General features: G+C 64.0%; 10 protein-coding genes. 7 read left to right on the top strand and 3 right to left on the bottom strand.

Going from position 1 to position 11,411, the window contains the following annotated elements; translation table 11 throughout:
- Positions 1 to 22 precede the first annotated feature (22 nt).
- From AC5Y4D_RS01955 to AC5Y4D_RS01930, 6 genes are all read left to right on the top strand, one after another.
- On the top strand, positions 23 to 1,456 hold the full coding sequence (locus AC5Y4D_RS01955) for an aldehyde dehydrogenase family protein (RefSeq protein WP_499943770.1): 1,434 nt from the start codon (positions 23 to 25) through the stop codon (positions 1,454 to 1,456).
- A gap of 7 nt (positions 1,457 to 1,463) precedes the next feature.
- On the top strand, positions 1,464 to 2,447 hold the full coding sequence (gene acuI / locus AC5Y4D_RS01950; protein ID WP_499943769.1) for an acrylyl-CoA reductase (NADPH): 984 nt from the start codon (positions 1,464 to 1,466) through the stop codon (positions 2,445 to 2,447).
- A 12-nt stretch (positions 2,448 to 2,459) separates the two neighbouring features.
- A complete protein-coding gene (locus AC5Y4D_RS01945; RefSeq protein ID WP_499943768.1) occupies positions 2,460 to 3,641 on the top strand; it encodes a MaoC family dehydratase in 1,182 nt (393 codons plus the stop codon).
- A 2-nt stretch (positions 3,642 to 3,643) separates the two neighbouring features.
- Positions 3,644 to 5,341 carry a class I adenylate-forming enzyme family protein gene (locus AC5Y4D_RS01940; RefSeq protein ID WP_499943767.1) on the top strand — a complete coding sequence of 566 codons (1,698 nt, stop codon included), beginning with the start codon at positions 3,644 to 3,646 and terminating at the stop codon, positions 5,339 to 5,341.
- A 115-nt stretch (positions 5,342 to 5,456) separates the two neighbouring features.
- Positions 5,457 to 7,694, top strand: coding sequence for an NADP-dependent isocitrate dehydrogenase (locus AC5Y4D_RS01935; protein WP_499943766.1), 2,238 nt, complete (start codon positions 5,457 to 5,459; stop codon positions 7,692 to 7,694).
- Positions 7,695 to 7,920: 226 nt separating this feature from the next.
- Entirely contained in the window at positions 7,921 to 8,199 is a 279-nt protein-coding gene (locus tag AC5Y4D_RS01930) for a ribbon-helix-helix domain-containing protein (protein ID WP_499943765.1), read from the top strand.
- Here the strand turns inward: AC5Y4D_RS01930 and AC5Y4D_RS01925 are convergent.
- Positions 8,135 to 8,521, bottom strand: coding sequence for a RidA family protein (locus tag AC5Y4D_RS01925; RefSeq protein ID WP_499943764.1), 387 nt, complete (start codon positions 8,519 to 8,521; stop codon positions 8,135 to 8,137). The two genes, AC5Y4D_RS01930 and AC5Y4D_RS01925, sit on opposite strands and share 65 nt — an antisense overlap.
- Before the next feature lie 14 nt (positions 8,522 to 8,535).
- On the bottom strand, positions 8,536 to 9,363 hold the full coding sequence (locus AC5Y4D_RS01920) for a phytanoyl-CoA dioxygenase family protein (protein ID WP_499943763.1): 828 nt from the start codon (positions 9,361 to 9,363) through the stop codon (positions 8,536 to 8,538).
- Between the two features lie 150 nt (positions 9,364 to 9,513).
- Here AC5Y4D_RS01920 and AC5Y4D_RS01915 point away from each other — a divergent pair, with 150 nt between their 5' ends.
- Complete coding sequence (locus AC5Y4D_RS01915) at positions 9,514 to 10,131, top strand: TetR/AcrR family transcriptional regulator (protein ID WP_499943762.1); 618 nt, start codon at positions 9,514 to 9,516, stop codon at positions 10,129 to 10,131.
- Between the two features lie 505 nt (positions 10,132 to 10,636).
- Here AC5Y4D_RS01915 and AC5Y4D_RS01910 read toward each other — a convergent pair.
- Complete coding sequence (locus AC5Y4D_RS01910) at positions 10,637 to 11,227, bottom strand: hypothetical protein (RefSeq protein ID WP_500036197.1); 591 nt, start codon at positions 11,225 to 11,227, stop codon at positions 10,637 to 10,639.
- Positions 11,228 to 11,411 lie beyond the last annotated feature (184 nt).

Below are 11,411 nucleotides of genomic sequence, written 5' to 3'. Positions count from 1 at the left end.
CGCGAGCAGGAAGGCTGATCCCATGCGTGAATACCTGAAGTTCTACATCGACGGCCAATGGGTCGACCCGTTGCGGCCCAACACTTTCGACGTCGAAAACCCGGCCACCGAACAGGTCTCGGGAAAGATCTCACTCGGTTCGGCCGCCGACGTCGACGTGGCGGTCAACGCGGCCCGGCGCGCCTTCGCCTCCTGGTCGCAGAGCAGCCGCGAAGAGCGTTTGGACCTGCTGCAGGCCATTCTCGCCGAATACCAGAAGCGGGCAACGGATCTCGCCGATGCGGTCACCGAGGAGATGGGCGCACCGCCGTCGCTGGCTGCCGGCCCGCAGGTCCAGCTGGGTATCGGTCACCTGATGACGGCGATCGACGTGCTGAAGAATTTCTCCTTCGAACAACAGCGTGACGCGACGCTGATCCTCAAGGAGCCGATCGGCGTCTGCGGGCTTATCACCCCGTGGAACTGGCCGCTCAACCAGATCGCGGTCAAGGTCTACCCGGCATTGGCGACGGGTTGCACCATGATCCTCAAACCGTCGGAGGTGGCGCCGTACTCGGCCCACATCTTCACCGAGGTGCTCGCGTCGGCGGGAGTGCCGGCCGGGGTGTTCAACCTGGTCAACGGAGACGGTCCGGGCGTCGGCATGGCTCTTTCCAGCCATCCCGACATCGACATGGTGTCGTTCACCGGATCCACCCGGGCCGGAGTCGAAGTGGCGCGCAACGCCGCGCCGACAGTGAAGCGGGTGACGCAGGAACTCGGCGGCAAGAGCCCCAACATCGTCCTCGACGACGCGGCTTTTCAGGACAGTGTGCGCGCCGGGGTGCGCAACATGATGCCCAACTCGGGGCAGAGCTGTAACGCACCGTCGCGGATGCTGGTGCCGAATTCGCGGATGGCCGAAGCGATCGACATCGCGCGGGAGGCGGCCGAGCAGGTCAAGGTCGGTGATCCCGCGGACAAGACCGCAATCGGACCGGTGGCGTCCAAGATGCAGTTCGAGAAAGTCCAGGGCCTGATCCAGAAAGGCATCGAGGAGGGCGCGACCGTGGTCGCCGGTGGCGCGGGCCGGCCGGACTCGTTGGACAACGGCTACTACGTCAAGCCGACCGTCTTCGCGAACGTCACCAACGACATGACCATCGCGCGCCAAGAGATCTTCGGTCCGGTGCTGTGCATCCTCGGCTATGACGACCTGGACGAGGCCGTCGCGATCGCCAACGACACCGATTACGGTCTGGCCGGATACGTGTCGGGTGCCGACCTGGGCAAGGCGCGGGAGGTGGCCCGCAAGATCCGCGCCGGTTGGGTGACGATCAATCACGCTTTCGACATGAACGCACCGTTCGGCGGTTACAAGCACAGCGGCAACGGCCGCGAGTGGAGCGACGCCGGGTTCCACGAATACCTGGAGGTCAAAAGCGCCTTGGGCTACGCACCCGACGAAAAGGAGTGAGACACAGATGTTTTCCGCAGTTCTGATCGAAAAGGGCGGGGACGGCCAGACGGTCGGCGTCACCGAGGTGGACGAGGCGCAGCTGCCCGACGGTGATGTCAGCATTGAGGTCGAGTACTCCACGCTGAACTACAAGGACGGGCTGGCCATCACCGGCAAATCTCCGGTGGTACGCAAGTTTCCGATGGTCGCCGGTATCGACCTGGCCGGAACGGTGACCGACAGCGACCACAGCGACTGGAAGCAGGGTGACCGTGTCGTACTGAACGGGTGGGGCGTCGGCGAAACCCATTGGGGCGGACTGGCTCAGCGTGCGCGGCTCGACGGTAACTGGCTGGTGCCGCTGCCGTCGCAGTTCACCACCCGCCAGGCGATGGCGATCGGCACCGCCGGATACACCGCCAGCCTGTGCGTGGAAGCTCTGATCCAGCAAGGGGTTTCACCCGATGCAGGTGAGATCCTGGTCACCGGCGCCACCGGCGGCGTCGGGACCGTCGCCGTCGCGCTGTTGGCCGCAGCCGGATTCAAACCGGTCGCCTCCACCGGGAAATCGTCCGAAGAGCAGTTCCTGAAGCAACTCGGTGCCGTCGCGATCCTGGACCGCGCCGAGTTGAGCGAGAAGGGCAAACCGTTGCAGAAGGAACGGTGGGCGGGTGTCGTCGACACCGTCGGCAGCCATACCTTGGTCAACGCCTGCGCGCAGACCCGCTACGGCGGGGCGGTAGCCGCCTGCGGACTGGCGCAGGGCATGGACTTTCCGGCGACAGTTGCCCCGTTCATCCTGCGGGGTGTTTCGCTGCTGGGCATCGACAGCGTGATGGCACCCAAGGAGCGCCGCCTGACAGCCTGGGAACGACTGGCACGCGACCTGGACCCGCAGGCGCTGGATTCGATCGCCCGGGAGATCGGCCTGGGCGAGGCAATCGACTCGGCACGAGAACTGATGGACGGCAAGGTGCGCGGGCGCATCGTCGTCGACGTCAACCGCTGAGGGAGCGCTGAGATGCCCGAGCACAGTCCGCAACTCGATCTGTCCGACGTCGAGCACCGGGTCGGCAAACCCGTGGGCGGCGGCCAATTGTGGGACCCGTGTAGTTCCTCCGACATCCGCCGCTGGGTGATGGCGATGGACTACCCGAACCCGCTGCACTGGGACGAGCGCTTCGCCCGTGACTCGAAGTTCGGCGGCATCGTCGCGCCCCAGTCCATCGCGGTCGCCCTGGACTACGGGCACGGCGCCGCGCCGGCCTGCGTGGGCCATATTCCCAACAGCCACTTGATCTTCGGTGGTGAGGAATGGTGGTTCTACGGTTGTCCGGTGCGACCCGGGGACAAGCTGTTCCAAGAGCGGCGGTTTCACGACTACAAGGTGACCGAGACGAAATTCGCGGGCCCGACGATGTTTTCCCGCGGCGACACCACCCACACCAACCAGCACGGCACCCTGGTCGCCCGGGAGCGTTCCACCGCGATCCGCTACCTCTACGAGGAAGCGACCAAACGGGGAATGTTCGAAAGCCAGCTCGGTGAGATCAAGCGCTGGACCCAACTCGAACTGGAGGAGATCGAGCGGCTGCGCCGGGATTGGCTGGAGTCCAACCGGACGGGTGTTTCGCCGCGCTTCGACGAAGTGAAGATCGGTGATACGTTGCCGCGCCGGGTGATCGGCCCGCACAGCATCGCCAGCTTCACCACCGAATACCGGGCGTTTCTGTTCAACATCTGGGGGACGTTCCACTGGGTCGCGCCGCCCGGTATGGACGATCCGTGGGTCTACCAGGATCCCGGCTGGGGCAAGGATTTCGCCTTCGACGAGGAAGACGCGATGATCGATCCCCGCAAGCGCGACGGCCTGTACGTCGGCCCGTCGCGCGGGCATATCGACGCCGACCGGGCCAGCGAGGTCGGCATGGCGCGCGCCTACGGTTACGGCGCGACGATGGGCGCCTGGTGCACCGACTATTTGGCGTACTGGGCCGGCCACGAGGGCATGGTGCGCCACTCCAAGGCCGACTTCCGAACCCCCGCCTTCGAGGGCGACGTGACCTACTTCGACGCCGAGGTCGTCGACAAGAAGGCGGAATCGACCTGGGGTGTTCCCCTGGTGCAGGTCAAGCTGCGTCTGACCAATCAGAACGGCGAGCTGCTGGTGGGCTGCACAGCCGAGGTCGAGCTGCCGCTGTAGCCATGGTTGACGATACGGAACCGCCAGCGGCGCACAATCTTTCGCTCGTCTCCGGGCCGCCGCTGTCCGAGGAGCCCGGGCTCGGGACGTTGACGCTGCCGGGATTTCTGCGCGAGGTCACGCAGGCCTACGGCGAACGCGAGGCGCTGGTCTGGCACGCCGGCGACGACGTCACCCGGTGGACGTATACGCAATTGTGGGAACGGGCGGTCGAGGTAGCGCAGGCGCTGCGCGGGTGCGGACTGGGTAAGGACGCCCGGGTCGGGGTGTTGATGACCAATAGGCCCGAATGGCTTGCCGCGGTATTCGGGACGGCGCTGGCCGGCGGGGTGGCGGTCACCCTCAGCACCTTCTCCACGCCGGCCGAACTCGACTATCTGCTGCGGGCCTCCTCGGTTTCGGTGCTGCTCCTCGAGCGCCGGGTGCTGACCAAGGACTTCGCGGCGACTCTGGTCGAGCTGGAGCCGGCGATCGGCGTTGCGGGCCCGCTGCAATCGGCGAAGTATCCGTTCCTGCGCCGCATCGCGGCGGTGGGCGACGCGGCGCCCGGCATCGAGACATGGGATGAGTTCTTGGCCGCCGGCTACGACGAGCCCCGCGAAGTCGTCGAGGCGACAGCCGCGGCGGTGCTGCCCAGCGATGCGGCGGTGCTGTTCTTCTCGTCGGGCTCGACAAGCAAGCCCAAGGGAATCCTCAGCTCCCACCGCGGGGTCTCGATCCAGCTGTGGCGGTTCCGCCGCATGTACCGCTTCACCCCCGACGACCGCGTCCGGGGCTGGACCGCCAACGGCTTCTTCTGGTCCGGCAACTTCGCGATGGTGCTCGGCTCGACACTGGCCAGCGGCGGATCCCTCGTCCTGCAGTCCACCTTCGACGCCGCCGGAGCGCTCGAGTTGATGCAGGCCGAGCGGGTGAACTTCCCGTTCGCCTGGCCGCACCAATGGGCCCAATTGGAGGGCGCACCGAACTGGAACGAGGTGGACCTGAGCTGCGTCAGGTTCGCGGACTTCAAGACCCCGATCGCGCATCATCCAACGGTCTCCGGCGAGTGGTACGAGCCGGGCCACGCCTACGGCAACACCGAAACATTCACCATCACAACGGGTTACCCGGCCAACACCCCGCCCGATGTCCATCGGGACAGTTTCGGGGTGCCGTTGTCCGGGGTGACCCTGAAGATCACCGACCCGCTCACCGGGCAGATCGTTGCGCGCGGGGAGCCCGGCGAGATCGGCGTCAAGGGACCCACGCTGATGCTCGGCTATATCGGCATCCCGCTGGCCGAAACGCTGGACTCGGAGGGCTTCTTCCCCACCGGCGACGGCGGCTACCTCGACGACGACGGCCGGCTCTTCTGGCAGGGCCGGCTCACCGACATCATCAAGACCGGCGGGGCCAACGTCTCGCCACGCGAGGTGGACGAGGCGCTCATCGCGCACTCCGGGGTCCGGGTTGCGCAGACGGTCGGCGTCCCGCACGACAAGCTCGGCGAGCTCGTCGTCTCCTGCGTCGTCCCGCACGACGGAGCGACCATCGACACCGAAGAGCTGTTGGTGTTCCTGCGGCAGCGGTTGGCCAGCTACAAGGTGCCGCGTCACGTGCTGTTCTTCCGTGAGGACGAAGTGGCGGTCACCGGGAACGCCAAGATCAAGGCCGGTGAGCTCCGCGAACTGGCCGTTCAGAGACTGTCAGCCAGGTGACGTCGCAGCGTCTGACCCGAACCCCGATCGGCCCCGTACGTTAGGGTCGCTGGTGTGGCTGACGAAGAACTGAGCCCTCCACAATCCGACCGACACTGACGCCGGGAGACTACGCATGAGCGCCGAGCAGCCGACCATCATCTACACGCTGACCGACGAGGCGCCTTTGCTGGCGACCTACGCTTTCCTGCCGATAGTGCGGGCCTTCGCCGAGCCGGCCGGCATCAAGATCAAGACCAGTGACATCTCGGTCGCGGCCCGGATCCTCGCCCAGTTCCCGGACGAACTCGACGAAGATCAGCGCGTGCCCGACAACCTGGCAGAGCTGGGCAAACTCACCCAGGATCCGGACACCAACATCATCAAGTTGCCCAACATCAGTGCCTCGGTGCCGCAGCTGGTCGCGGCAATCAAAGAACTGCAGAACAAGGGCTACAACATTCCGGACTTCCCCGGCAACCCGAAGACCGACGAGGAGAAGGAGATTCGGCAGCGTTACGCCAACGTCCTGGGTAGCGCGGTCAATCCCGTTCTGCGGGAAGGCAACTCGGATCGGCGTGCGCCCAAGGCGGTCAAGGAGTACGCGCGCAGGCACCCGCACAGCATGGGCGAGTGGTCACAGGCCTCCCGCACCCACGTCGCGACCATGAAGCACGGCGACTTCTATCACGGCGAGAAGTCGATGACGCTGGACCGGGCGCGCAACGTGAAGATGGTGCTGAATACCAAGAGCGGGGAGACCATCGAGCTCAAGCCGAAAGTCGAGCTGCTCGAGGGCGACATCATCGACAGCATGTTCATGAGCAAGAAGGCTCTGATCGAGTTCTACGAAGAGGAGATGGAGGACGCGCACAAAACCGGTGTGATGTTCTCGCTGCACGTCAAGGCGACGATGATGAAGGTCAGCCACCCGATCGTGTTCGGGCATGCGGTGCGCATCTTCTACAAGGACGCCTTCGCCAAGCACCAAGAGCTGTTCGACGAGCTGGGCGTCAACGTCAACAACGGGCTGACCGACCTCTACGACAAGATCGAGTCACTGCCGGCGTCCCTGCACGACGAGATCATCCGGGACCTGCACGCCTGCCACGAACACCGCCCCGAGTTGGCGATGGTCGATTCGGCCAAGGGGATCTCGAACTTCCATTCCCCCAGCGACGTGATCGTCGACGCTTCGATGCCCGCGATGATCCGCGCCGGCGGCAAGATGTACGGCGCCGACGGGCGGCAGAAGGACACCAAGGCCGTCAACCCTGAATCCACGTTCTCCCGCATCTACCAAGAGATCATCAACTTCTGTAAGACCAACGGCCAGTTCGATCCCACCACGATGGGCACCGTGCCCAACGTCGGTCTGATGGCCCAGCGCGCCGAGGAATACGGCTCGCACGACAAGACATTCGAGATCCCCGAGGACGGGGTGGCCGACATCGTCGATCTCGAATCGGGTGAAGTGCTGCTCACCCAGAACGTCGAGGAAGGCGACATCTGGCGGATGCCCATCGTGCGGGACGAACCGATTCGGGACTGGGTCAAACTGGCCGTCAACCGGGCACGCAACTCGGGCATGCCGGTGCTGTTCTGGCTCGACCCGTACCGCCCGCACGAGAACGAGCTGATCAATAAGGTCAACACCTATCTGAAGGATCACGACACCGAAGGTCTGGACATTCAGATCATGTCGCAGGTGCGTTCCATGCGGTACACCCTCGAGCGCCTGATCCGCGGCCTGGACACCATCGCCGCCACCGGCAACATCCTGCGCGACTACCTGACCGACCTGTTCCCGATCCTGGAGCTCGGCACCAGCGCGAAGATGCTGTCCATCGTGCCGCTGATGAAGGGCGGCGGACTGTACGAAACCGGCGCAGGCGGTTCGGCGCCCAAGCACGTGCACCAGCTCAAGGAGGAGAACCACCTGCGCTGGGATTCACTCGGCGAGTTCCTCGCGCTGGGCGCCTGCTTCGAGGACATCGGGATCAAGACGGACAACGCGAGGGCCAAGATCCTGGGCAAGACTCTGGATCAGGCGATCGGCAAACTGCTGGAGAACAACAAGAGTCCGTCGCGCAAGACCGGCGAGCTCGACAACCGGGGCAGCCAGTTCTACCTCGCGCTGTACTGGGCGCAGGAACTAGCCAATCAGGACGACGACGAAGAACTGAAGGAGCACTTCGGCAAGCTCGCCGACGTGTTCGCCAAGAACGAAGAAAAGATCGTGTCCGAGCTCAACGAGGCGCAGGGCAGCGAAGCCGACATCGGCGGCTACTACTACCCGGATGCGGAGAAGACCGCGGCGGTGATGCGGCCGAGCAAGACACTCAACGACGCGCTGGACGACGCGCGGGAGTAACGCCGCGCCCTGGCGAGCTTGGCTTGGCTCCCGGCTTGGCCACGTCTTCGGGCTTGGCCGCGCCCTCAGGCTTGGCGGCGCTTCAAGCTTGGCCGCGCCCTCGGGCTTGGCCGCGAGCGTGACGCCACTGCGAAATTTTGAACGGAAAATCGCAGCCACGTCACGTTCGCGGCCACGCCCCTCAATGACAGCATGCTGTCATTGGGGGTGACGCTATGTTGTCACAATGCGCACGACCGTAACTCTGGACGACGACACGGTCGTCGTGGTGCAGCAACTGATGCGGGAGCGTGGCGTGTCGTTCAAGCAGGCGCTCAATGACGCAATACGCGCCGGTGCCCGAGGCCGTCCCGCACCGCCGCCCTTCCAGACCCGCGTCGCCGATCTGGGGACTGGTGCGCCGCCCCCTCCGCTACCGCGGCGCAATGGAACTCGGCCCGCTACCGCGTTATCCGCGCAGTCAACTGAATCTCCACCAGCGCGCCGGGAACGGCGAGTTCGGTGACGCCGACCGCCGTCCACGCCGGATAGGGTGCGACTATGAACTCGTCCTTGACCGTCGTGAAAGTCGTTATGTGCGTCTGCAATCCGACATGGTAAGAGTTGATCTCCGTCACGTCGGCGAATGTCAGACCGGCCTCGTCGAGAAGTCCGCGCAGGTTCTCGAAGGCCTGAGTGAACTGTGCCGCCGGGTCTTCCGGAACGCTGAGATCCGGTCGCAGCCCGATCATTCCCGAGCACCGCAGGTGCTCGCCGTCGATCAGCGCGGGCGCGAAATGATGGGTGTCGTAGAGCGGCTTCATCCACTCCGGAATGATTTGCTTCATGGCTTGGTCCTCACTCAGCGCAGTTGGGCAAAGTAGTTGGGGTGGTAGGGATCTCCCGCGACCAGCGACGGGTCGTTGAGGGAACTCGGATCGGCCGCGAAATTGGCCCGCTTCTCCGGCAGCGGCCGGTAGAACAACTTGTCGCCGAAGAACCTGAGCACCAGGGTGTGACGGACCGGGCAGGCCGGCGACACCGGAGCGCCGCCGTGCAGACTTCCGGAGTGGAACACCAGCGCATCGCCCGGTTCGATGTCCCACGAGATGACGTCCCAGGACGTCGGGTCCTGCTTGCGCTCGGTCTCGATGTCAGGCAGCCGGGGGAAGTGCTCCGCACCCCAGACCGGCGCGGTGGGATCTGTCGGATCGAGGTAGGACGTACCGTCGTATTCGACGCCGCGGTGCGAGCCGCGCACGAACTCCAGTGAGTTCTCCTTCGGGATCCGCTCGAAGCTGATCCAGATGTTGAGCAGGTGGGGGCCGTTGGCCGGCATGTAGGCGGTGTCCTGATGCCAGGGTGAGCGGCCGGCCTTGCCGCCGGACTTGATGAACAGTTCCTCGCCGAGGAACCAGACGTTCTGCGAATCCCACAGGGACGCAACGAATTCTTCGAGTTCGAGTTCCTTGATGAGCGCCAGGTACTGCTCGATGTTGGCGGGGTTGCCGTACTCGTTGAAGTGTTCGTCGTCGGTTCCCTCGTAGACCTTGCTGGCCTGTCCCGGGTGCGCGATGCCGTAATCGAAGCACTCCCGTACCCGCTGCAGTTGTTCGGGCGGAAACAGACCGCGGACGACGATGGCGCCGTCGGTGGCCAGGTCGTGCTTCATTTGCTGGGTGACTAGCATGGCATGCTCCTAGTTTCTCAAACTCGATTCGTAATCGACTTTAAGGTTTGCGATGAGCGGTTGTCAATGCACGAGTCGAGTCTTTGTCGAACACGGTTACCGCACAACATGATTGAGCCGAGCCATCGGCGGCTGATACGATCTCGACTCGTGTTCGATGATTCCGCCCGCCCGGCCGTGGTGCAGCGCCGCGGGATCGAACGCGTGCAGGCGATCCTCGATGCGGCCGAGTTTCTGCTCGGCGAGCACGGCTACGAAGCCGCGACGCTGAAGGCGATCGGCGAGCGTGCCGGCATCCCGACCGCCTCGCTGTACCACTACTTTTCGGACCGGCATCAGGTCGACGCCGCGCTGGTGCAACGTCATCTGCGCGAACTCGATGCGCAGATCTCCGCCTCGGTGGGCAATTCGAAGGTGCGCACCCTGGGCGACGCCGTCGACGCCGTCGTCGATCCCTACCTCGCCTACTTCCGCGAGCACCCCGACTTCCTGCAACTGTGGTTCGCCGGTCGGACCCCGACGCTGAGCGAACTGGCGCTGCAATTCGACGAGTTCCAGGCCAAGCAGTTCTGGAGCTATCTGATCGACCGGAAGTTGGTTCGCGCCGACACACCTCAGCTTGTCGTGCAGTTGGCCTTCGAGGCCGGCAACCGACTGTTCGACGTCGCCTTTCGGGGGTCTCCCGCCGGTGACGAAGCGGTGCTGGCTGAGGTGCGTCGTTTGTTGACCGCCTATCTCCAGACGTATGCGGCACGCCGGTCGAGATAGTCGGGCGTGAAGCCTGGGCGTTGGGTGTGAAGCCTGGGCGTTGGGCGTGAAGCCTGGGCGTTGGACGTGAAGCCTGGGTGCGGATCTGGCCGAAATCCCACCCTGAGCTCACTCTCAACGCCGTAGTTTCACAATGAACGCCAACGGTTCACACGCAAGCATGAAACGGCACCAGCGAATGCTCGCCGTCGGAAGTAGCCCGCGGTCGAGATAGTCGGGTGTGAAGCCTGGGCGTTGGGCGTGAAGCCTGGGCGTCGGGTGTGAAGCCTGGGCGTTGGGCGTGAAGCCTGGGTGCGGATCTGGCCGAAATCCCGCCCTGAGCTCACTCTGAACGCCGTAGTTTCACAATGAACGCCAACGGTTCACACGCAAGCATGAAACGGCACCAGCGAATGCTCGCCGTCGGAAGTAGCCCGCGGTCCGACTCCACGCTGGTATCGCACCCCATGCCTTGCTGCGAAGGCAGCAGCCAACTCTCGGAATGGCTCGCGAGTGGCGGCGGAGTTCAGTTGTCGCTGGCAAGTCGCGCAATGTGATGGCCATCAGCGATGCATAGGTCGCGATAGTAAGCACTGTCTTTTGGTCCCCTGATATTACCCACGCTCGTCGTATCCCGCTCGATGCACTCGGCCGCATCATGCATCATCGGCTCAGCAGCAAGGTTTTTGACATATCGGACTTCGTCGCGATGAAGGAGCATGTCCACCAGATTGTAAAAAGTTTCTGCCGCATATCGCGCGCTTGAACGCGACTCAGTCGAGTCCTCCCAGGCGCGAATAGAGTAAATCGTTGAAGTGAGCGCATCATTCACGACAGAGTTATAAAAACCGTAGGACTCGTCGTCCTCGTCTACGAGGCGTGCCATGAGAGGCGGAAGCAACGAGGTCAGAGTGGATACATCCCGTGTGTCGCGCACAGACCAGCATGTATCGAGTGCACCGAGCAGAACTTCCCGGTCCTCACTTTGCACGCCGTGTAGGACGTCTTCGGCTAACGTCCACGCCCGTTGTGCGCTCGAGAGCGCAAACAACCCCCGATGAACCGGCGATGCTGTTGACAGAAAACGTGCAATAGAAGTCCCGGGAAACGGCTGCATCATGACAAATTAGCTCCCGATCCATCCGGTAACAGAGTGCCGCCCGAATCAAGGATAGTCTCCGGCGCGATGCTCACCCGCACCGAAAAGACCATCCGTGGCTGAAGCTCGACGAACTAGTGACGACCAGGTGGTCAACCAGAGCTACCAGGATCTGCGCGACGGCAAGAACATTCGCGGCGTC

The sequence above is a fragment of the Mycobacterium sp. NGS67 genome (genome assembly GCF_059812185.1).
Note: the sequence above shows the minus strand (reverse complement) of the source record. Positions and strands in the feature narration are given on the sequence as shown.

Bases quoted from the DNA above. Each gene is read 5' to 3' on its own strand.
- acuI (WP_499943769.1), top strand. From the start codon at position 1,464: ATGTTTTCCGCAGTTCTGATCGAAAAGGGCGGGGACGGCCAGACGGTC.
- AC5Y4D_RS01920 (WP_499943763.1), bottom strand. From the start codon at position 9,363: ATGCTAGTCACCCAGCAAATGAAGCACGACCTGGCCACCGACGGCGCC.
- AC5Y4D_RS01930 (WP_499943765.1), top strand. From the start codon at position 7,921: ATGCGCACGACCGTAACTCTGGACGACGACACGGTCGTCGTGGTGCAG.
- AC5Y4D_RS01935 (WP_499943766.1), top strand. From the start codon at position 5,457: ATGAGCGCCGAGCAGCCGACCATCATCTACACGCTGACCGACGAGGCG.
- AC5Y4D_RS01945 (WP_499943768.1), top strand. From the start codon at position 2,460: ATGCCCGAGCACAGTCCGCAACTCGATCTGTCCGACGTCGAGCACCGG.
- AC5Y4D_RS01910 (WP_500036197.1), bottom strand. From the start codon at position 11,227: ATGCAGCCGTTTCCCGGGACTTCTATTGCACGTTTTCTGTCAACAGCA.
- AC5Y4D_RS01940 (WP_499943767.1), top strand. From the start codon at position 3,644: ATGGTTGACGATACGGAACCGCCAGCGGCGCACAATCTTTCGCTCGTC.
- AC5Y4D_RS01955 (WP_499943770.1), top strand. From the start codon at position 23: ATGCGTGAATACCTGAAGTTCTACATCGACGGCCAATGGGTCGACCCG.
- AC5Y4D_RS01925 (WP_499943764.1), bottom strand. From the start codon at position 8,521: ATGAAGCAAATCATTCCGGAGTGGATGAAGCCGCTCTACGACACCCAT.